This window comes from Streptomyces sp. TE5632 (assembly GCF_054061295.1).
The window spans coordinates 720,158-739,673 of sequence record NZ_JBSSEA010000003.1; the positions used below are offsets into that span (position 1 = coordinate 720,158).

At 70.4% G+C, this 19,516-nt stretch carries 18 protein-coding genes, 1 pseudogene and 1 riboswitch; of the genes and pseudogenes, 6 read left to right on the plus strand and 13 right to left on the minus strand.

Going from position 1 to position 19,516, the window contains the following annotated elements; genetic code table 11:
• Positions 1–82 precede the first annotated feature (82 nt).
• The gene (locus ACVW19_RS08435; RefSeq protein WP_457458028.1) at positions 83–1,432 is read right to left on the minus strand and encodes an NYN domain-containing protein; all 1,350 of its coding nucleotides are present in this window, start codon (positions 1,430–1,432) and stop codon (positions 83–85) included.
• 65 nt (positions 1,433–1,497) lie between these two features.
• On the minus strand, positions 1,498–1,737 hold the full coding sequence (locus tag ACVW19_RS08440) for a hypothetical protein (protein ID WP_457458030.1): 240 nt from the start codon (positions 1,735–1,737) through the stop codon (positions 1,498–1,500).
• Positions 1,738–1,894: 157 nt separating this feature from the next.
• Between ACVW19_RS08440 and ACVW19_RS08445 the strand changes: the two genes are divergently transcribed.
• The 3 genes and pseudogenes from ACVW19_RS08445 to ACVW19_RS08455 form a co-directional block, all read left to right on the plus strand.
• Positions 1,895–2,629, plus strand: coding sequence for a rhomboid family intramembrane serine protease (locus ACVW19_RS08445; protein WP_457458032.1), 735 nt, complete (start codon positions 1,895–1,897; stop codon positions 2,627–2,629).
• Positions 2,626–2,907 (plus strand): Lrp/AsnC family transcriptional regulator, encoded by a 282-nt coding sequence (locus tag ACVW19_RS08450; RefSeq protein ID WP_279336483.1) that lies wholly within the window; start codon positions 2,626–2,628, stop codon positions 2,905–2,907. The genes ACVW19_RS08445 and ACVW19_RS08450 overlap by 4 nt, the downstream gene beginning before the upstream one ends.
• A gap of 174 nt (positions 2,908–3,081) precedes the next feature.
• Positions 3,082–3,465, plus strand: a pseudogene (locus ACVW19_RS08455) (glycerate kinase); the annotation flags it as partial.
• Here ACVW19_RS08455 and ACVW19_RS08460 read toward each other — a convergent pair.
• From ACVW19_RS08460 to ctaE, 6 genes are all read right to left on the minus strand, one after another.
• Positions 3,420–4,808 carry an aminotransferase class V-fold PLP-dependent enzyme gene (locus tag ACVW19_RS08460; RefSeq protein WP_457458034.1) on the minus strand — a complete coding sequence of 463 codons (1,389 nt, stop codon included), beginning with the start codon at positions 4,806–4,808 and terminating at the stop codon, positions 3,420–3,422. The pseudogene ACVW19_RS08455 and the gene ACVW19_RS08460 overlap by 46 nt on opposite strands.
• 202 nt (positions 4,809–5,010) lie before the next feature.
• Positions 5,011–5,127: riboswitch (SAM riboswitch) on the minus strand.
• A 135-nt stretch (positions 5,128–5,262) separates the two neighbouring features.
• Positions 5,263–6,327, minus strand: a complete 1,065-nt coding sequence (gene trpD, locus ACVW19_RS08465; RefSeq protein WP_457458035.1) for an anthranilate phosphoribosyltransferase — start codon at positions 6,325–6,327, stop codon at positions 5,263–5,265.
• Between the two features lie 151 nt (positions 6,328–6,478).
• Positions 6,479–8,131 (minus strand): cytochrome bc1 complex cytochrome b subunit, encoded by a 1,653-nt coding sequence (gene qcrB, locus ACVW19_RS08470; protein WP_457458036.1) that lies wholly within the window; start codon positions 8,129–8,131, stop codon positions 6,479–6,481.
• The gene (gene qcrA, locus ACVW19_RS08475) at positions 8,128–9,177 is read right to left on the minus strand and encodes a cytochrome bc1 complex Rieske iron-sulfur subunit (protein ID WP_457458038.1); all 1,050 of its coding nucleotides are present in this window, start codon (positions 9,175–9,177) and stop codon (positions 8,128–8,130) included. The genes qcrB and qcrA overlap by 4 nt, the downstream gene beginning before the upstream one ends.
• On the minus strand, positions 9,174–9,986 hold the full coding sequence (gene qcrC, locus ACVW19_RS08480) for a cytochrome bc1 complex diheme cytochrome c subunit (protein ID WP_361462099.1): 813 nt from the start codon (positions 9,984–9,986) through the stop codon (positions 9,174–9,176). The genes qcrA and qcrC overlap by 4 nt, the downstream gene beginning before the upstream one ends.
• A gap of 79 nt (positions 9,987–10,065) precedes the next feature.
• A complete protein-coding gene (ctaE, locus tag ACVW19_RS08485) occupies positions 10,066–10,677 on the minus strand; it encodes an aa3-type cytochrome oxidase subunit III (protein WP_457458040.1) in 612 nt (203 codons plus the stop codon).
• A 200-nt stretch (positions 10,678–10,877) separates the two neighbouring features.
• On the opposite strand from ctaE, the gene ACVW19_RS08490 reads away from it, so the two are divergent.
• The gene (locus ACVW19_RS08490; protein WP_457458042.1) at positions 10,878–11,279 is read left to right on the plus strand and encodes a hypothetical protein; all 402 of its coding nucleotides are present in this window, start codon (positions 10,878–10,880) and stop codon (positions 11,277–11,279) included.
• 38 nt (positions 11,280–11,317) lie between these two features.
• Here ACVW19_RS08490 and ACVW19_RS08495 read toward each other — a convergent pair whose 3' ends face one another.
• The 4 genes from ACVW19_RS08495 to ctaC all read right to left on the minus strand — a co-directional run bounded on the left by ACVW19_RS08495 (position 11,318) and on the right by ctaC (position 15,824).
• Entirely contained in the window at positions 11,318–12,577 is a 1,260-nt protein-coding gene (locus ACVW19_RS08495) for an Ig-like domain-containing protein (RefSeq protein ID WP_457458044.1), read from the minus strand.
• Between the two features lie 129 nt (positions 12,578–12,706).
• Positions 12,707–13,105 carry a cytochrome c oxidase subunit 4 gene (locus tag ACVW19_RS08500; RefSeq protein WP_457458045.1) on the minus strand — a complete coding sequence of 133 codons (399 nt, stop codon included), beginning with the start codon at positions 13,103–13,105 and terminating at the stop codon, positions 12,707–12,709.
• On the minus strand, positions 13,102–14,838 hold the full coding sequence (gene ctaD / locus ACVW19_RS08505) for an aa3-type cytochrome oxidase subunit I (RefSeq protein WP_457458046.1): 1,737 nt from the start codon (positions 14,836–14,838) through the stop codon (positions 13,102–13,104). The genes ACVW19_RS08500 and ctaD overlap by 4 nt, the downstream gene beginning before the upstream one ends.
• Entirely contained in the window at positions 14,835–15,824 is a 990-nt protein-coding gene (gene ctaC / locus ACVW19_RS08510) for an aa3-type cytochrome oxidase subunit II (RefSeq protein WP_457458048.1), read from the minus strand. The genes ctaD and ctaC overlap by 4 nt, the downstream gene beginning before the upstream one ends.
• 365 nt (positions 15,825–16,189) lie before the next feature.
• Here ctaC and ACVW19_RS08515 point away from each other — a divergent pair, with 365 nt between their 5' ends.
• Positions 16,190–17,599 (plus strand): aminotransferase class V-fold PLP-dependent enzyme, encoded by a 1,410-nt coding sequence (locus tag ACVW19_RS08515; RefSeq protein ID WP_457458050.1) that lies wholly within the window; start codon positions 16,190–16,192, stop codon positions 17,597–17,599.
• Positions 17,600–17,638: 39 nt separating this feature from the next.
• On the opposite strand, the gene ACVW19_RS08520 is transcribed toward ACVW19_RS08515, so the two are convergent.
• Positions 17,639–18,613 (minus strand): carbohydrate kinase family protein, encoded by a 975-nt coding sequence (locus tag ACVW19_RS08520; protein WP_457458052.1) that lies wholly within the window; start codon positions 18,611–18,613, stop codon positions 17,639–17,641.
• 131 nt (positions 18,614–18,744) lie between these two features.
• Here ACVW19_RS08520 and ACVW19_RS08525 point away from each other — a divergent pair, with 131 nt between their 5' ends.
• Positions 18,745–18,954 (plus strand): hypothetical protein, encoded by a 210-nt coding sequence (locus tag ACVW19_RS08525; RefSeq protein WP_457458054.1) that lies wholly within the window; start codon positions 18,745–18,747, stop codon positions 18,952–18,954.
• The last annotated feature ends 562 nt before the right edge of the window (positions 18,955–19,516 follow it).

Consider the following 19,516-nt stretch of genomic DNA (forward strand, 5'->3'; position numbering starts at 1 on the left):
GGCAGGTACGTTGCGGTTGGGGCTTACGTTCCGGATGGGACGTACCGCTCCGCCGTCGCCACCGGGCTCCGCGCTCTGCGCTCTACGCCCGGGAGAAGCGCTTCAGCAGGACCGCCGAAGCGACCGGGCGGGCACCCGCGCGGGCGACTCCGTCGGCGACCTCGCGGTCGGTGGAGACGACGATGACCGGCCGCCCCGGCGGCTCGGCCCGGACCAGCTGGCGGATCAGCTCGTCGGCGGTGACGCCGGGCTTGGAGAACAGCACCCGCACCCCGCGCGGCGGCGCCAGCAGTACCGGAGCGGCCAGTTCGGCCCCGTCGAAGACGCAGGTCACCTCGGCGCCGGTCTGCGCGGCGAGCTGGGCGAGCTGGCCGAGCACCCGCAGGCGCTGCTTCTCCAGCGGCATCTGGGGATAACCGGTCTTGGTGACGTTGTAGCCGTCGACCACGAGATGCGCCTGCGGCAGCGCCAGCAGCTGCTCGAGGACGGCCGGGTCGTCCTCGGACAGCGCCCGGGCCGCGATGTCCTTGGGGGACATGCGCCCCGGCTCGACGGCGTCCACGGTCTCGGCGGGCCGGACGGACACGGGGGGCAGCGCGAGCTCGCGCCGGAGCCCCTGGGCTGCGTCCAGCACGGTGTCCAGGAGCAGCCGCACCCGCATGTCCTCGACGCTGCGGCCCTCCCGGGCGGCCCGGCGGGCGGCCTCCAGGGCCGCCTCCGACTCACCGAGGCGCGCCTTGAGCCGCCGGCTCTCGCTCTCGGCGGCGGACACCTGTGCCTGCCCGTCGGCGCGGACGGCGTCCAGCTCTCCCTGCAGTTTGCGCAGCGCGGCCGCACCGCGCTTGACGTCACTGAGCGCGGACCGCAGCTTGCGGTGCAGGGAATCCGCTTCTTTCCTGGCCGAGTCCAGGTCGCCACGCAGCCGCTCGGTCTCGGACCTGGCGTGCTCGCGGGCACGGACGAGTTCGGCGCGCAGCCGCTCCACCTCGGCCCGGCTCTCCTCGTCGGCGCGCTCGGCGTCGGCCCGCTGGGCCTCCTCGCCCGCGGCGGTCACCAGCTTCACCCAGCCGGGCGGCCGCATGACATAGGCCGCGGCCGCCACGTCCAGCGGGTCGGCGGCCGGGGGCGGGGAGCCTGCCTCTAGGGCGCCGGACAGTTCCGGCTGGGCCTCTTTCAGCCGCTCCGCGATGCGCTGGCGGAACAGCGGTTCGCTCTCCAGCGCGGCGGCCATGGCGTTGCCGGCGAACTTGGCGCGGCGGTTCGGGGCGAACCGGGCGTACTGCCTGAGCTGGGCGGGCAGCTCGGTGACCGTCAGTCCGCCGAAGCCGTCGGAGACGATCTGGACGACCCGGCGGCGCACGCCGTCGGGCAGCGGACGGTCGAGCACCTCAGCGGCGCCGTCCTCCGGCCTCCCGTCCGCGGTCTCCACCATCCGTCACACCCCAATGCCTGTGTGCGACCCCGCGTGCGGGGTCTGCTGAGCGGGGCCCGCTCCACTCAGGAGCCGGCGCCCGGCCTGTCGACGAGTTCCACCTGGTCCACGGCGTTGCACCAGCGGCACCGCACCGACTCGATCGTCTCACCGAGGACCTCGCGCTCCTCGACCTTCGGCTCCCCCGCCAGGTCGAGGTGGACGTACTCGACGACCTTGGACGAGCGGGTCACGTCGAACCGGGTGAGGTTGCCGCAGAGGGTGCAGCGCCACCGTGTCGCGGCAGTCGGCTGGGGGACCGTCATCGTGGCTGTTCGCCTTTCTTCCAGTGTCCGTGACGCGCCGGGCACCCCGGCGCGTGTGGCACGTAACCCTACGGCCTGGCGGGTCCTCGCCGCCCGCCCGTCCACGGCGGCGAGGCGGTCTGTGCGGTTGCGTCCCCTTACGTCATGCTCTGTGTTCATGATCCGTGACTGGGGGGCGTCGGCCGCCGGAGCGCTGAGGCGCCCGTCGGCACCGGTGACCCACACCCTCATCGTCCTGTGCTGCGCGGTCTTCCTCATGGGACCGGCCTCGGGGCTCGATCCGGCGTACGGGTCCGGGGAGGAACTGCTGGCCGCGCAGCGGAGCTACTTCCGCCGCTGGGGCGTGATCCCCGCAGAACTGTTCGAGGGCTCCCCCGGCGCCGCTCTCACCCCCGCCACGGCCCTGTTCGTTCACGGCGGCTGGGTGCATCTGCTCGGCAACATGCTCTTCCTCCATGTCTTCGGGACGATGGCCGAGGCACGGATGGGCCGCCTGCAGTTCCTCCTGTTCTACGTCGGCTGCGGCTACCTGGCCCTGCTCGGGTACGCCGCCGTCCACACGGACTCCGAGCAGTCCGTGGTGGGGGCCTCGGGAGCGATCTCGGCGGTCCTCGGCGCGTTCCTCTTCCTGTTCCCCCGGGCGCGGGTGACCAGTCTGCTGCCGTTCCTGTTCTTCCTGCCGGTGCGCTTCCCGGCATGGGTCGTGCTGCCGTTCTGGGCGGTGCTGCAGTGGCTGGCGGCGGTGCCCGCCTCCGACGGTCCCGGGGTGGCGTATCTGGCGCACCTGGTGGGCTTCGGGCTGGGCTTCTGCTGCGCGTGGGCGCGTTTCCGAGGGGCGACTACAGTGAGAGCCGCCCCAGCTCCGGCTCCCGAGGGAGAGAACCAGCCGTGATCACCGCGATCGTCCTCATCAAGACCAGCGTGGACCGGATCCCCGAGATCGCGGAGCAGATCGCCGCACTGGACAGCGTCAGCGAGGTCTTCTCCGTCACCGGCACCTACGACCTGATCGCCATGGTGCGGGTCAAGCAGCACGAGGACCTGGCGGAGGTCATCCCGGGCCGGATCAGCAAGATCCCGGGCGTGGAGGGGACCGACACGCACGTGGCGTTCCGCGCGTACTCGCAGCACGACCTGGAGGCCGCGTTCGCGATCGGTCTGGACAGCTGAGGCGACCACCGCGACCACCGCGGCCGGGCGGCCGGAGATGAGGAGTCCTTCGTCTCCTGCTCATCCGCGCAGTCCGGTCGGGTGCGCAGGACCGGGTCCATGGTTTTCACCCGCCGGACGGCGGACCTGGCCGCCGTCGCACTGATCCCGCCGGGCATCGCCGCGACCGGTTTCGCGCTCTCCGACAGCCCCGCACAGCCCGAGGGCGCCCTGGACCACCGGACACCGCGCGGGAAGGTACCGGCGGAGGTGGCCCGCCGCGCCGAGCTGTACGGGCGGCGGGCGGTGCTCGCCCTGGCCGGGACGCTCGGCGAGGGCGCGCACGAGGTGCCGGGCGTGGACGCCTGCCACGGCGTCCTCCCCGCCCCGACGCCCCTCGCCGAGGCGCCGGCCCGCGGCGCCGAACTCCTCACCGGCGCCACGGAACGTGCCCTGCGCGTGATCGTCCCGGGCACCCGCCTGCCCGGCCCCGCCTCCGCCGGGCTCCGGCCCGGTGCCCTGGGCGGCCCGGCTCAGGCGGACGTGTCCGGTACGCAGCGGCCGTCGACCGTGCGGTAGCTCCACCGGGCGCCGTCCCGCACGAGCTCCCTGACGGCGCGGACGAAGCGCTCCACGTGTTCGTCCGGGGTGCCCGCGCCGAAGCTGACGCGGATCGCGTCGAGGGGCCTCTCGCCGGACGCCGCCTCGGGGGCACCGCACTCGCCCGGGGTCCGCGGGTCGCCGCCGAGCAGGGCGCGCAGCAGCGGGTGGGCACAGAACAGCCCGTCCCGTACGCCGATGCCGTACTCGGCGGACAGGGCCGCGGCGAAGTGGGAGCTGCTCCAGCCGTCGACGACGAAGGAGAGCACGCCGACGCGCGGCGCGTCGTCCCCGAACAGCGACAGGAACCGCACCTCGGGCACGTCCGCGAGCCCGTCCCGTACCGTGCGGATCAGCCGCTCCTCACGGGCGGCCAGCGCGTCGAACCCGGCCTCGCCGAGCGCCTCGCAGGCCGAGGCGATGGCGTGGGCTCCGATGACGTTGGGCGAGCCCGCTTCGTGCCGGGCCGCACCCTCGTGCCACCGGACGTCCAGCGAACCGTCCGCGCGCCGGGTGACGGTGCGGCTGGCGCCGCCGCCCGCGAGGTAGGGCTCGGCCCGGCGCAGCCAGTCGGCGCGGCCGGCCAGGACACCGGAGCCGAACGGCGCGTACAGCTTGTGGCCGGAGAAGGCCACCCAGTCGACGTCCAGGTCACGCACGCTCACCGCGCGGTGCGGGGCGAGCTGGGCGGCGTCCAGGACGATCCGGGCGCCGTGCGCGTGGGCGGCGGCGGCCAGTTCCCGTACGGGCCACAGCTCGCCGGTGACGTTGGAGGCGCCGGTGACGCAGACCAGGGCCGGGCCGTGGGGCTCACGGTCGACGAGGGCGTGCTCCAGGGACCGCACGGCCTGCTCCGGACTGTCCGGGGCGTCGAGGAGGGTGACGCGGGAACCTCCGCGCCAGGGCAGCAGCGAGGCGTGGTGCTCGGTCTCGAAGACGAAGACCTGGCAGTCCTCCGGGAGGGCGGCGGCGAGCAGATTGAGCGAGTCGGTGGTGGACCGGGTGAAGACCACCTGGTCCCCGTCACGGCAGCCGAGGAACTCGGCGACGGTCCGGCGGGCGTTCTCGAAGAGCTCGGTGGAGAGCTGGGAGAGATGTCCCGCGCCCCGGTGGACGCTGCCGTAGTACGGCGCGTACGCGGCCACGTCGTCCCACACGCGCTGGAGCGCGGGGGCGCTGGCGGCGTAGTCGAGCGCGGCGTGGCCGATCTCGCCGCCGGTGACGAGCGGGACGGCGACGTCGCGCCCCAGGACCGGCAGCAGCGCACCGCCGAACCGGTCGTCGGCGACGGGGGCGACAGCGGGGACAGTGGAAACGGACATGGGTGAACTCCCGTGGAGGCAGGCGGAATCACCACGCGAGCGCACACGGCTCGAGCGTGGGAGAGGCGAAAAGGGGGTGCGGAGGCGGGGCTCTGCGGCCTCTTCGGGGCCGTCAGAAACGCCCTAGCGCATTCGCTGGTTCACTGGGAGGCTCCCTCGAACGACCAGGACCCCTGGTGTGTCCACTCGATCGAGTGCGAGGGGTCCGCGCTTGCCGCGAGCCCTGCTGCTCGCGGCCTGGTCCTCACCCGGGGCACCCCGCCACGGACGGAGGGTTGCCGGACAGCCGGCCGGGGCCTGATGGCTGTCACTCATGACCTGGTCCGAGATCCTGCCACACGGTCCGCGACACGCAAGGCGCGGTCCGGATCCTGGACGGTTCCGGACCGCGCCCCTGTCGCGTCGGATGCGGCCGGGCGGCGGCCGAACGGGGGCCGGCCGCCGCGGCGGCGGTTCACGCGTTGCTGACCGCCACCCAGTGCTCCAGGACCCGCTTGGCGGCTCCCGAGTCGATGGAGTCGGCGGCCTCGGCCATCCCCGCCCGGATCTGCTCCACCAGGGTCCCGGTGCCCGGCTTCAGCGCCACCAGCGCCGCCGCCGAGTTCAGCAGCACCGCGTCCCGCACCGGGCCCCGCTCGCCGTCCAGCAGCCGCCGGGCGACCTCGGCGTTGTACGAGGCGTCGGCGCCGCGCAGCGCCTCCAGCGGCACGGGCTCGATGCCGACGTCTCGCGGGTCGAAGTGCTCCTCGGTCACCTTGCCGTCCCGGACCACCCACACCCGCGAGGTGCCGGTGGTCGTCAGCTCGTCGAGGCCGTCGTCACCGCGGAACACCAGCGAGGAGTGACCGCGGTCGGCGAACACACCGGCCATGATCGGCGCCATCCTCGGGTCGGCGACCCCGACGGCCTGGGCCCGGACCCGGGCCGGGTTGGCCAGCGGGCCCAGGAAGTTGAACACCGTACGGACACCCAGCTGTCCTCGCGCGGCGGCCACATGGCGCAGCGCCGGGTGGAACTTCACCGCGAAGCAGAAGGTGATCCCGGCCTCCTCCGCGACCTCGGCGACCCGCTGCGGGGTCAGCTCCAGGTTGACGCCGAGCTTCTCCAGGACGTCGGAGGCGCCGGACGCGGAGGAGGCGGCCCGGCTCCCGTGCTTGACGACCTTCGCTCCGGTTCCCGCGATGACGATCGAGGACATCGTGGAGATGTTCACCGTCTTGGCGCCGTCGCCGCCGGTGCCGACGATGTCGACGGTCTCCCCCGGCACCTCGATCGCGACGGCGTGCTCGTACATCGCCCGGACGCAGCCGACGATCTCGTCGACCGTCTCACCCTTGGCCCGCAGGGCCACGGCGAACCCGGCGATCTGCGCGTCGGTGGCCTCACCGCGCATGATCAGGTCCATCGCCCAGGCGGTGTCGTCGGCGGACAGGTCGTGTCCGTCCAGCAGTCCGTTCAGCAGGACGGGCCAGGAGCGGTCCGCCGCGGTGTTGCCTCCTGCGGGGGTCACAGCGCTCATCTGCCGCTCCTGGGTCATAGACAGGTGTAAAGAAGGGGTTCGTCTCCCACCTTATCCAGCCCGGAGCACGGCGAAGGGCCCCCGTCCGGTCTGCGGACGGGGGCCCTTCGCCGTCGTGTGGCGACTTGGGTGTCGTACGAGGTTCAGGTGATCAGTGGTGGCCGTGGCCGCTCGTGATCTCCTTGTACTCCTCGACGGTCGGCTTCGAGATCTGGGATCCCTCGCCGTAGTACCCCTTGCTGAGCTTGGCGCGCAGCTTCTCGGTCGGCTTCACCTTGCGCTCGACGCCGTTCTCGTCGACCAGCGGGCCGATCTCGACCGGCTTGTACTGCTCGTGCGCCGTGAGGGTGTGCAGCTGCTCCTGGCTGAGCGGCTCGTGGACCTCGATGAACTCACCGTGCGGCAGGCGCTTGATGATGCCCGTCTCGCGGCCGTGCAGCACCTTGTCCTTGTCCCGGCGCTGCAGGCCGAGGCAGATCCGCTTGGTGACGATGAACGCCACCACGGGCCCGGCGAAGAACCCGATGCGGACGAACCAGGTGATCGCGTTGATCGACAGGTTGAAGTGGGTGGCCCACAGGTCGTTGCCACCGCCGACGAGGGAGATGAAGTACAGGGTGATCCACGCGACGCCGAAGGCGGTGCGCGTCGGGGCGTTGCGCGGGCGGTCCAGGATGTGGTGCTCGCGCTTGTCCCCGGTGACCCAGGACTCGATGAACGGGTAGACGGCGATGGACACCAGGACCAGCCCGAAGACCATCAGCGGGATGAACACACCCAGGGCGAGCGTGTGGCCCCAGAAGTTGATCTCCCAGCCCGGCATCACACGGACCAGGCCCTCGGAGAAGCCCATGTACCAGTCGGGCTGGGCTCCGGTGGAGACCATGTCCGGCCGGTAGGGGCCGATGTTCCAGACCGGGTTGATCGTCGCGACCGCCGAGACGACGCACAGCACACCGAAGACCAGGAAGAAGAAGCCTCCGGCCTTGGCGACGTACACCGGCAGGAACGGCATGCCCACGACGTTCTTGTTGCTCTTGCCGGGGCCCGCGAACTGCGTGTGCTTGTGGTAGAAGACCAGGATCAGGTGCGCCACCACGAGGCCGAGCATGATGCCCGGCAACAGCAGGATGTGGATCGAGTAGAACCGGGCGACGAAGTCGTCCCCCGGGAACTCCCCGCCGAAGAGGAACATCGAGATGTACGTGCCGACGATCGGGACGGACAGGATCGCGCCCTGCGTGAAGCGGATGCCGGTGCCGGAGAGCAGGTCGTCCGGGAGCGAGTAGCCGGTGAACCCGGTGAACATGCCCAGGACGAGCAGCAGGAAGCCGAACACCCAGTTGACCTCACGCGGCTTGCGGAACGCGCCGGTGAAGAACACACGCATCATGTGCACGAACATGCCGGCCACGAAGATCAGCGCGGCCCAGTGGTGGATCTGCCTGATCAGCAGACCGCCACGGACGTCGAAGCTGATGTCCAGCGTCGACTTGTAGGCCTCACTCATCAGCTGTCCCTGCATCGGGACGTAGCTGCCGTGGTACACCACCTCGTTCATCGACGGGTGGAAGAACAGCGTCAGATACACACCCGTGAGGATGATGATGATGAAGCTGTAGAGGCAGACCTCACCCAGCATGAACGACCAGTGGTCCGGGAAGATCTTGCGCATGTTGGCCTTGGCCAGGGAGTAGATCCCCAGCCGGCTGTCCGCCCAGTCGGCGACCCGTTCGCCGGCCGGCGCCTTCCCACGGGAGCGACCCGCGCCCGATGGGTTCGTGCTACTGGTCGTGGTACTCATCCGCGCTCCCAGAATGAAGGACCGACGGGCTCGTCGAAGTCGCCGAGCGCTTCGAGGTAGCCCTCGTCGTTCACACCGATGCGCAGCTGCGGCAGGGCGTGTCCGGCGGGACCGAAGATGACCCGGGCTCCGTCGGCAAGGTCGAAGGTGGACTGGTGGCAGGGGCACAGGGCGTGGTGCGTCTGCTGCTCGTACAGGGAGATCGGGCAACCGACATGGGTACAGATCTTCGAGTAAGCGAGAATACCCTGGTGCGACCACTCGAGCGACTGCTTGTCCTTGATGTTGTCCGGCTGGATGCGGACGAGCATCAGGGCGGCCTTGGCGATCTCGTTCATGAACCCGTGCTCGTCCTCCTCCAGGCCCTCGGGCTTGGCGAAGGTCAGCGAGCCCACGGCGATGTCGGACGGCCGCATGGGCTCGTTCGTGTTCATGTTGATGAGCAGCTTGCCCTTGGACCACAGGGTGTGGCGCAGCTTGTCCTCGGGCAGCGGCCCGAGGTCACGCAGCAGCACCACTCCGGAGAGCGGGAACAGGGCGAGCGCGCCGAACATCGTGTTGCGGATCAGCTTGCGCCGTCCGAGCACCGACTCCTTGGCGCCCTGGCGGAAGTCGTCCATGACCTTCTCGCGGACCTCGGGCGGTGCCGCGATCGGGTGCCGCTCGTCGGTGAGCTCGTGGTCCGACATCAGCGTGCGGGCCCAGTGGACCGCGCCGGCGCCGATGGCGAACAGGGCGACACCGAGGGTCGTACCGAGCGCGAAGTTCAGCGCGCCGATCTGACCCAGCGGGAAGATGTAGACGGACTTGTCGATCGGGATCGCCACGAACGCGACGATGAAGGCGACGGTGGCCAGCATCGACAGCGTGAACAGGAGGGCGACCGTACGCTCGGACCGCTTGGCGGCCCGCTCGTCGATGTCCTGGATCCGGGGCTCGTGCGGAGGCAGCCCGGGGTCGGCGAACGGGTTCTTCTCGTCCGCGACGCGGACCGCGCCGCCCTGCTCTGCGGGCAGCTTCTCGTCGGGGGTCTCTTGGCTACTCATGACTTCCTGGCCTTTGCGGTCCGAGCGGCGACCCAGACGGCGGTCACGATCAGCCCGCCGAGTCCGAAGATCCACGCGAACAGACCCTCGGACACCGGGCCGAGTCCGCCGAGCGTCAGACCGCCGGGGCTCGAGGTCTCCTTGCCGTTGACCGCGTTCACGTAGGCGATGACGTCCTTCTTGTTCTGCTCCGACAGCGAACCGTCGGGGAAGGAGGGCATGTTCTGCGGACCGGTCAGCATGGCCTCGTAGATGTGCTTGGGGTCCACGTCCTCGAGGCTCGGGGCGTACTTGCCGTGCGTGAGCGCACCGCCCTGGCCGGTGAAGTTGTGGCACTGTGCGCAGTTGTTGCGGAACAGCTCACCGCCCTTGGCGATGTCGGCGCCCTCGGGGCCGTACTGCTCCTCGGTGGGAATGGCCGGGCCGGCGCCCAGGGAGGCGATGTACGCCGCCAGCTGGTCGATCTCGGCCTGGTTGTAGACGGCCTTCTTTCGCGGGAGCTGCGCGCTCTGCGAGGTGGCGGCCGGCATCCGGCCGGTGGCCACCTGGAAGTCAACGGCCGCGGCGCCCACGCCCACCAGGCTGGGGCCGTCGGTGGTGCCCTGACCGCCGGTGCCGTGGCAGCTGGCGCAGCCGACGGCGTAGAGCTTCTTGCCCTCCTCGATGGCGAGGGACTGGGCGGTTTCGTCGGCCTGCGCCTTGCTCGCGGGTGCGAACACGGCGTACAGCCCCCCGGTGCATGCCAGCGCGAGGAGCAGAACGACGAGCGCCGCCAACGGGTGGCGTCGTCGTGCGGAGAGCTTTTTCACGGATTACCCCGGTGTCAGGATCTTCTGCGTCGATGCTTCTGGATGGATGCGCTCTTCGAGCGCGCGGATTCGAGCCCGCCTACTTGATCATGTAGATCGTGGCGAAGAGGCCGATCCAGACGACATCGACGAAATGCCAGTAGTAGGACACGACGATGGCCGCCGTCGCCTGGTCATGGGTGAACCTCCGAGCCGCGTAGGTCCGGCCGAGGACCAGCAGGAAGGCGAACAGGCCGCCCAGAACGTGCAGGCCGTGGAAGCCGGTGGTCAGATAGAAGACCGAGCCGTACGGGTCGGAGGAGATGGTCAGACCGTAGTGCTTGACCAACTCGGTGTATTCCAGGACCTGACCGCCGACGAAGACCGATCCCATGATGAACGTGACGATGAACCACGTCCGGAGCTTCTTCACGTCACCGCGCTCGGCTGCGAACACGCCGAGCTGGCAGGTGAGGGAGGAGAGCACCAGGATCGTGGTGTTCGTCGCCGAGAACGGGAAGTTCAGGGTGTCGGCCTTCTCCGACCAGAAGTCGGGTCCGGTCACCGATCGCAGGGTGAAGTACATCGCGAAGAGGGCCGCGAAGAACATCAGCTCGGAACTCAGCCAGATGATGGTTCCGACGCTGGTGAGGTTCGGTCGGTTGACCGACGGGAGCGCGTGCCCGGTGTCTACTGTCGTTGCTGTCGCCACGCCGACATTATGTCGGTCGCTTATCCCGCCCTCACCCCGGGGGGTGCCGTTCGGTGTGTTCGCCCCTCCTGTAGTGCCCGGATGGCCCATCGAAGCGACGTCCGAACCAGTGTTGACAAGCTGCCGGAAGGGGTAGCATCCGCGCCATCGGCACGCGCGGTACCGCCGATGCCGAGCCCCCTCAGAAGCGTGGAGGAACAATGCAGGCGACCGCCACGGTGCTGGTCTACAGCGACAACGCCAACACCCGGGAGCAGGTGCGGCTCGCCACCGGCCGGCGGCCGGCCCCGGACGTGCCCGTCGTGGAGTTCTTGGAGTGCGCGACCGTCCCGGCCGTCCTCAAGGAGCTGGACCGGGGCGGCATCGACGTCTGCGTCCTGGACGGCGAGGCCACGCCCATGGGCGGCATGGGCCTGTGCCGGCAGATCAAGGACGAGATCTTCGAGTGCCCGCCGGTGCTGCTGCTCATCGGCCGGCCCCAGGACGCCTGGCTGGCCACCTGGAGCCGCGCGGAGGCGGCTGTGACGCTGCCGGTGGAGCCGGTGGAGTTCGCCTCGGCCCTCGCCTCCCTGCTGCGGCAGAAGAGCGCCCTGAACGTCTGAACGCACGGTCCTCACCGGCGCGGCGCTCGCGGTGGCTCTCAGGCCGGCTGCGGGCGCAGGCGGGCCTTCTCCTCCGGGGCGGGGCCCCCCGCGGCGCCGCCCGTCAGGGCGCTGCCCGCGCGCCAGTCGGTCCAGCTGAGGTTCCAGTCGCCGAAGCCGTTGCCGAACGGCTCCATGTCGGCGCCGCCCGAGTTCACGACCGTGACCAGGTCCCCCCTGCGGACGGTGGCGTAGAACCACTCGGCCTCACCGGTGCTCATGCCGACGCAGCCGTGGCTGACGTTGGCGTACCCCTGGGAGCCGACGGACCAGGGGGCGGCGTGCACGTACTCGCCGCTCCAGGTCACCCGGGCGGCGAAGTGGACGGGCATGTCGTACGACTCGGCGGAGCCCTCGGCTATGCCTATGCTGCTGCTGCGCATCCGTACGGTGCGCTCCTTGCCGAGGACCACCTTGACGCCGTTGCGCGTCTCGAACCCGGGTTTGCCGGCGGTGACGGGGATCGTTTTGATCTGCTTGTCGCCCTTGTAGACCGTCAGCCGGTGCGACGCGACGTCGGTGACGGCTATGACGCGGTCGCCGGTCCTGATCGTCAGCGGTTCGGTCCGGCCGCCCCGGAGGCGGTCGTTGATCCTGACGCCCTCCAGGGTGCTGCGCACCCGGACGGTGGCGTTCTCGGGCCAGTAGTCCTTCGGACGGAAGTGGAGCTTCTTGTCGTCCACCCAGTGCCAGACGCCCTGCACCGAGGGCGTGGAGGACACCTTCAGGCCGCGCTCCACGACGGCGCGCTGCGCGGGGTCCTTGACCGGCTCGGTCAGCTCGGCGGTGAGCGGCTGGCCGACGCCGTAGGTGCCCGCCTCGGGGCCGAAGGCGACGCCCAGGCTCTTGCTGGCCGGCTTGCCGGTGGTGAGGGCGAGGACCTTGCGGCCGGGAGCCCCGTCCACGCCCTCGGTGCTCACCCGGATCGTGTAGCTCGCGTCGGCGACGAGCGGGGAGGTGCTGTGCCAGCGGCTGCCGTCGGCGGCGAGTTCGCCCGCCACGTGGCGGCCCTTGGTGTCCACGGCCGTGACGTCGGTGATGCGCCCGTCGGAGTCCTCGGCGACGACCTCCAGGGGCGTGTCCGGGTCGGCCGTCCCGCCCTCGGCGGTGGGGCCGTTGAAGGATATCTGGTCCGCCGCGTCGTAGGGCTCGGCAGACAGCGGGTCGCCGGCGGCGGAGCAGCCGGCGACGCCCGCACCCAGGGCGATCACCAGCAGCGTGCAGCCGACGACGGTGCGGTTACGCGGATCACGTCTCATGGCCTCACGCTAGGAAGCTTCGTCAACCCTGGCGCGCCGAAAGACTCGAACGAGTGACATATGACATGGCAGACGCAGGGCCCGGACGCTCCTGACGGAGTGTCCGGGCCCTGCGGCGCGCGGCATGTGCTACTGGGTGCGGTTCTCACCGTGGTAGTACTCGAAGACCCAGCCCCAGATACTGAGCAGGATCAGCGGCAGCGCGAAGTACATCAGCCACCAGCCGACGGCGATGGCCAGGAATCCGAAGGCGCCACCGAGCCCCAGACCGAGCGGCTGCCAGCTGTGCGGGCTGAAGAACCCGACTTCGCCGGCGTCGTCGGCGACGTCCGCCTCCTTGTTGTCCTGCGCGCCCACGTCGACCCGCCGGGCGGTGAAGCCCAGGTAGAAGCCGACCATGATGCTCAGGCCGAAGGCCAGGAAGAGGGCCGTGGTGCCGGCCGGCTCCTTCGACCACACGCCGTAGACAACCGCCACGACGAGCAGGAAGAGGCTCAGCCACATGAACATCTTGCCCTGGATCTTCACTTGCCGGCCTCCTTACCGCCGGAGAGGGCCTTCTCACCGTGACCGGCGTTCTCGAGCTGGTCGAGAGCGGCGATCTCCGGGTGGTGCAGGTCGAAGGCCGGGGATTCGGAGCGGATCCGCGGCAGGGTGAGGAAGTTGTGCCGCGGCGGCGGGCAGGAGGTGGCCCACTCCAGGGAACGGCCGTAGCCCCACGGGTCGTCGACCTCGATCTTCTCGCCGTACTTGGCCGTCTTCCAGACGTTGTAGAAGAACGGCAGCAGCGACATGCCGAGCAGGAACGAGGCGATCGTGGAGACCGTGTTCAGCGCGGTGAAGCCGTCGGCCGCCAGGTAGTCCGAGTAGCGGCGCGGCATGCCCTCCGCACCCAGCCAGTGCTGGATCAGGAAGGTGCCGTGGAAGCCGATGAACAGCGTCCAGAAGGTGACCTTGCCGAGCCGCTCGTCGAGCATCTTGCCGGTGAACTTCGGCCACCAGAAGTGGAAGCCGGCGAACATCGCGAAGACGACGGTGCCGAACACCACGTAGTGGAAGTGCGCCACGACGAAGTACGAGTCGGTGACGTGGAAGTCCAGCGGCGGCGAGGCCAGGATGACACCGGTCAGGCCACCGAACAGGAAGGTGACCAGGAAGCCGATGGACCAGAGCATCGGGGTCTCGAAGCTCAGCGACCCCTTCCACATGGTGCCGACCCAGTTGAAGAACTTCACGCCGGTCGGGACCGCGATCAGGAAGGTCATGAAGGAGAAGAACGGCAGCAGCACCCCGCCGGTGGCGTACATGTGGTGTGCCCACACCGTCACCGACAGACCCGCGATGGCGATCGTCGCGCCGACCAGACCCATGTAGCCGAAGATCGGCTTGCGCGAGAAGACCGGCACGATTTCACTCACGATGCCGAAGAACGGCAGCGCGATGATGTACACCTCGGGGTGGCCGAAGAACCAGAACAGGTGCTGCCACAGCAGCGCCCCGCCGTTGGTGGCGTCGAAGATGTGCGCGCCGAACTTCCGGTCGTACTCGAGCGCGAACAGCGCGGCGGCCAGCACCGGGAAGGCGAGCAGGACCAGGACACCGGTCAGCAGCACGTTCCAGGTGAAGATCGGCAGGCGGAACATCGTCATGCCCGGAGCGCGCATGCAGATGATCGTGGTGATGAAGTTGACCGAGCCCAGGATGGTGCCGAAGCCCTGCAGGGTCAGACCCATGATCCACATGTCGGAGCCGGCGCCCGTCGAGCGGACGGCGTCCGAGAGCGGGGCGTAGCCGGTCCAGCCGAAGCTGGCCGCTCCGTCCGGGGTGAGGAAACCGCCGATCGCGATCAGCGAGCCGAACAGGTAGAGCCAGTAGGCGAACATGTTCAGCCGCGGGAAGGCGACGTCGGGCGCGCCGATCTGCAGCGGCATCATCCAGTTCGCGAAGCCGACGAACAGCGGCGTCGCGAACATCAGCAGCATGATCGTGCCGTGCATCGTGAACGCCTGGTTGAACTGCTCGTTCGACATGATCTGCAGACCAGGCCGGGCGAGTTCCGCGCGCATCACCAGCGCAAGGACGCCACCGACGCAGAAGAACACGAACGACGTCACCAGGTACATGGTGCCGATCGTCTTGTGGTCCGTGGTCGTCAGCCACTTGACCACGATGTTGCCGGGCTGCTTGCGCCGTACCGGCAGCTCGTTCTCATAGGAGTCCACAGCTGCCGCGGCACCCTGGGATTCGTTGAGGATGCTCACAGTGTGCTCGTCTCCCGGTTCTTCTCGTGGCTCGTCTGCGCGATGCCGGCGGGAACGTAACCGGTCTGTCCCTTCTCCGCGAGCTCCTTGAGGTGCGCCTCGTAGCGCTCGGGGGAGACGACCTTCACGTTGAACAGCATCCGGGCGTGGTCGACACCGCAGAGCTCGGCGCACTTGCCGAGGAAGGTGCCCTCACGGTTGGGGACCACCTCGAAGGCGTTGGTGTGGCCCGGAATGACGTCCTGCTTCATCATGAACGGCACCACCCAGAAGGAGTGGATGACGTCGCGCGAGGTCAGGACGAACCGGACCCGCTTGCCCTCGGGCAGCCACAGGGTGGGACCCGGGTTGTTCGTCTGCGGGTTCCGCGTGGAGGGGGTACCGCAGTCGTTGACACCGCCGGCGTCGGCCGGGAAGGCGTTCTTGTAGCGGTCCGGGATCGCGTCGAGTTCCTTGGAGGTCTTCGCGTCGCCGGAGGAACCCTCCACGTTCTCGATGTAGTTGAAGCACCAGCTCCACTGGAAGCCGACGACGTTGACGGTGACGTCGGGCTTGTCGAGCTTCATCAGCTCGGACTCGTCCCGGGCCGTGAAGTAGAAGAAGACCGAAACGATGATGAGCGGAACCACGGTGTACAGCGCCTCAATGGGCATGTTGTACCGGGTCTGCGGAGGTACCTCGACCTTGGTGCGGCTGCGCCGGTGGAAGAAAACACTCCACAGGATCAGGCCCCACACGAGCCCGCCGATGGCGAGCGCGGCCGCCCACGAACCCTGCCACAGGGAGAGGATTCGCTCCGCCTGCTCTGAGGTGGGGGTGGGCATACCAAGGCGAGGGAAGTCCTCCCATGTGCAACCGGTGGCGGTCGCCAGGACCAGGCCCGCGGTCAGTGCCTGCAGCAGCTTCCGCTGCATCGGGCGCCGCGGCTTGGGGGTACCACCCACGCCCTTCAGGCCGTGGGGGAGGTCGGAGCCGTTGGGACTCACGTAGCGCCTTCCCGAGAGTCTCGCCCGCGCTGTACGGCTGCGGCCTGGCCTTCTCGCTGGTCGGTCGCCGCCCTGCGTCGGGCAGGGGTTTGGATGTTTATGCGGACCAAACCCTAGCCGACGCCTTCCGAGGGGTCGCGGGGAGGGGGGCATACGCGCCGCCCGTCACCCCGAAGAGAGGGGAAGGAGGCGTCCTGTCACCTGAAAGTACCGCTCACACGGGGGACTCGGCCGGCGGGACGGGTGTGGGACGGGGCCGAGGCGGGTACAGAAGGGCCGGCTCGTCCGCCCTTCCCCGTGGCAAGACAGCCGAGGGGCGCGGCCCCTGGCCGCTCTCCGGCCGGGCCACGCCTTAACGTTGCCGTATGGCCTACTTTGACGCCGCGTCCTCCGCCCCGCTTCACCCCGTCGGCCGTCAGGCCCTGCTGGCCGCACTGGACGAGGGGTGGGCGGACCCCGCGCGGCTGTACCGGGAGGGCAGGCGGGCCCGGCTGCTGCTGGACGCGGCGCGCGAGGCGGCCGCCGAGGCGGTGGAATGCCGCCCGGACGAGCTGGTGTTCACCCCGTCCGGCACACGGGCGGTGCACGCCGGTGTCGAGGGGGCGCTGGCCGGGCGGCGACGCGTCGGATCGCACCTGATCGTGTCCGCGGTCGAACACTCGTCGGTCCTCCATACGGCGGAAGTGCACGAGGCCGGGGGCGGTTCGGTCACCGAGGTCGCGGTGGACCGTACGGGTGCCGTGGATCCCGCGGCGTACGCACAGGCCCTGCGGCCGGACACCGCGCTGGCCTGTCTCCAGTCGGCCAACCACGAGGTGGGGACCGTGCAGCCGGTGGCCGAGGTGGCCGAGGCGTGCCGGGCGGCCGGCGTACCGCTGCTGGTGGACGCGGCCCAGTCGCTGGGCTGGGGGCCGGTGGCGGGTGACTGGTCGCTGCTCACGGCGAGCGCCCACAAGTGGGGCGGCCCGTCGGGGGTCGGGCTGCTCGTGGTGCGCAAGGGGGTGCGGTTCGCTCCCCAGGGGCCGCCGGACGAGCGGGAATCGGGGCGGGCGGCCGGGTTCGAGAACATCCCGGCGGCGGTGGCCGCGGCGGCGTCGCTGCGGGCGGTGCGCGCCGAGGCGGCCGAGGAGGCGGCCCGGCTGCGGGAGCTGACGGAGCGGATCCGGACGCGGGTGCCGGCCCTGGTGCCGGACGTGGAGGTGGTCGGCGATCCGGAGCGGCGGCTGCCGGGGATCGTCACCTTCTCGTGTCTCTTCGTCGACGGGGAGACGGTGCTGCACGAGCTGGACCGTGCGGGCTTCTCCGTGTCGTCCGGTTCCTCGTGCACGAGCAGCACGCTCACCCCGAGCCATGTGCTGAGGGCGATGGGGGTGCTCAGCGAGGGCAACGTCCGGGTCTCGCTGCCGCCGGGGACGGAGTCCGAGGACGTCGAGCGGTTCCTGACCGTCCTGCCCCGGGTGGTGGCGGAGGTGCGGGAGAAGCTGGGGGCTCCGGTGGCGGCGGGGGCCGCGGGAGCCGGGGAAGCTGCCGAGCACACCGCTGGGGGAAGCGGCGCCCTGGTGGTGGACGCGCTGGGCCGGCGCTGCCCGATCCCGGTGATCGAGCTGGCCAAGGTGATCGGCGACGTGCCGGTGGGCGGCACGGTCCGGGTCCTCGCGGACGACGAGGCGGCCCGGCTGGACATCCCGGCGTGGTGCGAGATGCGCGGGCAGGAGTACGTGGGCGAGGAGCCGGCGGACCACGGCTCGGCCCATGTGGTCCGCCGGCTCTCCTGAGCGGGCGGACCACATGGGCCGGGGAACCCGTCGGGGGCGTCAGGCCAGGTGCTTCTGCACCTCGGCCGCGGGCTCGTCGCCGTAGGCCTGCGCGAAGCGCTCCATGAAGTGGGCGCGGCGCAGCTGGTACTCCTGGGTGCCGACGGTCTCGATGACCAGGGTGGCGAGCATGCAGCCGACCTGCGCGGCGCGCTCCAGTGAGACGCCCCAGGCCAGTCCGGACAGGAACCCGGCGCGGAAGGCGTCGCCCACGCCGGTCGGGTCCGTCTTGCGCTCCTCCCGGGCGCAGCCGACCTCGACGGGGTCCTCACCGGCGCGTTCGATGCGTACGCCCCGGGCGCCGAGGGTGGTGACGCGGTGGCCGACCCTGGCGAGGATCTCGGCGTCGGTCCAGCCCGTCTTGGTCTCGATGAGCCCCTTCTCGTACTCGTTGGAGAAGAGGTAGGTCGCCCCGTCCAGCAGTATGCGGATCTCCTCCCCGTTCATCCGGGCGATCTGCTGGGAGAAGTCGGCGGCGAACGGGATGCCCCGCGAGCGGCACTCCTCGGTGTGCCGGAGCATGGCCTCCGGGTCGTCGGCGCCGATGGAGACCAGGTCGAGGCCGCCCACCCGGTCGGCGACGGTCTTCAGCTCGATCAGCCGGGCCTCGCTCATCGCGCCCGTGTAGAAGGAGCCGATCTGGTTGTGGTCGGCGTCCGTGGTGCACACGAAGCGGGCGGTGTGCAGCGTCTCCGAGATGCGGACGGACGCGGTGTCGACGCCGTGCCGGTCCAGCCAGGCCCGGTACTCGTCGAAGTCGGGGCCCGCGGCGCCGACGAGGATCGGCCGGGTGCCGAGCTGGCCCATGCCGAAGGCGATGTTCGCGCCCACGCCGCCCCGGCGCACGTCGAGCTGGTCGACCAGGAAGGACAGCGAGACCGTGTGCAACTGGTCCGCGACGAGCTGGTCGGAGAAGCGCCCGGGGAACGTCATGAGGTGGTCGGTGGCGATGGAGCCGGTGACTGCGATGCGCACGGCGTGGACTCTCCTGAGGGAGGGGGGATTGACACCCCACGCTACCGGGTACCAGCCGTCCACTTGAAGCCGACAAAACTACCCGATAGTAGATCTTTCTTCGTGACCTTCGACATGCGTACGGTGCCGCTATGACGAACCTCAAGGTGCACGTCCCCACGCAGGCCGACCTCGAAGGCGACCTGGAGTCGCTGCGCGGCGACTGCGCCCGGATGGCCTCCCGCTGGGCGGCGCCGGATCACGGCGACACCCGGCCGGTGCCTCCGTCCCTGATCCACGGCGTGTCCGTGCCGTCGTCCTCGGCCCGGCTGCTGGACGCCATGTCGGATTACGGCGACTGAGCCGGGCCTTCGCCGGTCAGGATCACGGCTCCCGGGGAAACAAACGGGAACCGTGCGCTCCCCCGCTGCGTCCCATCGCTGTCCCCCGTAAAGGGGATACGGGATACGACCCACCAGCAGTCCCGGTGCGACCGGGAAGGGTCGTCAGGGACAGCTGTGCAGCCGAAGGAGCGATGCGGTGAACACCGAGCGGCCCGACAACGACGACGCCGAGGCGAGGGCCTCCGGCAGCGCGCGCGACACCGGGGGCGCTTCGGCCGACGGCCCGACGAAGGACGCCCCGGAGCAGCAGGCCCCGGACCGAACCCCCGCATCCGGCTCCGCCACGCCCGAGGCCACCGCCGAGGAAGCCGTCGAGGACGATGCAGCGAAGGCGCCGGAGCCGTCGGCGGACGACCCGGAGACCACCCCGGCAGGGGAAGCCGCCCCGCAGGCCGCCGGCGGCAAGGGCCCGGAGAACGGCCCCGCGGAAGCCCCCCGGCCCCAGGCCGGACAGCCGGAGGCCGAAGGTCCGGACTCCGGTGACGCGAAGGTCGGCACCACCGAGCCGCAGACCCCGGAG

Excerpts from the sequence above, each read along its gene's own strand:
- ACVW19_RS08440 (WP_457458030.1), bottom strand. The coding sequence starts at position 1,737 with ATGACGGTCCCCCAGCCGACTGCCGCGACACGGTGGCGCTGCACCCTC.
- ACVW19_RS08490 (WP_457458042.1), top strand. The coding sequence starts at position 10,878 with ATGCAGGCGACCGCCACGGTGCTGGTCTACAGCGACAACGCCAACACC.
- trpD (WP_457458035.1), bottom strand. The coding sequence starts at position 6,327 with ATGAGCGCTGTGACCCCCGCAGGAGGCAACACCGCGGCGGACCGCTCC.
- ACVW19_RS08460 (WP_457458034.1), bottom strand. The coding sequence starts at position 4,808 with ATGTCCGTTTCCACTGTCCCCGCTGTCGCCCCCGTCGCCGACGACCGG.
- ACVW19_RS08495 (WP_457458044.1), bottom strand. The coding sequence starts at position 12,577 with ATGAGACGTGATCCGCGTAACCGCACCGTCGTCGGCTGCACGCTGCTG.
- qcrB (WP_457458036.1), bottom strand. The coding sequence starts at position 8,131 with ATGAGTACCACGACCAGTAGCACGAACCCATCGGGCGCGGGTCGCTCC.
- ACVW19_RS08515 (WP_457458050.1), top strand. The coding sequence starts at position 16,190 with ATGGCCTACTTTGACGCCGCGTCCTCCGCCCCGCTTCACCCCGTCGGC.
- qcrA (WP_457458038.1), bottom strand. The coding sequence starts at position 9,177 with ATGAGTAGCCAAGAGACCCCCGACGAGAAGCTGCCCGCAGAGCAGGGC.
- ACVW19_RS08435 (WP_457458028.1), bottom strand. The coding sequence starts at position 1,432 with ATGGTGGAGACCGCGGACGGGAGGCCGGAGGACGGCGCCGCTGAGGTG.
- ACVW19_RS08525 (WP_457458054.1), top strand. The coding sequence starts at position 18,745 with ATGACGAACCTCAAGGTGCACGTCCCCACGCAGGCCGACCTCGAAGGC.
- ACVW19_RS08445 (WP_457458032.1), top strand. The coding sequence starts at position 1,895 with ATGATCCGTGACTGGGGGGCGTCGGCCGCCGGAGCGCTGAGGCGCCCG.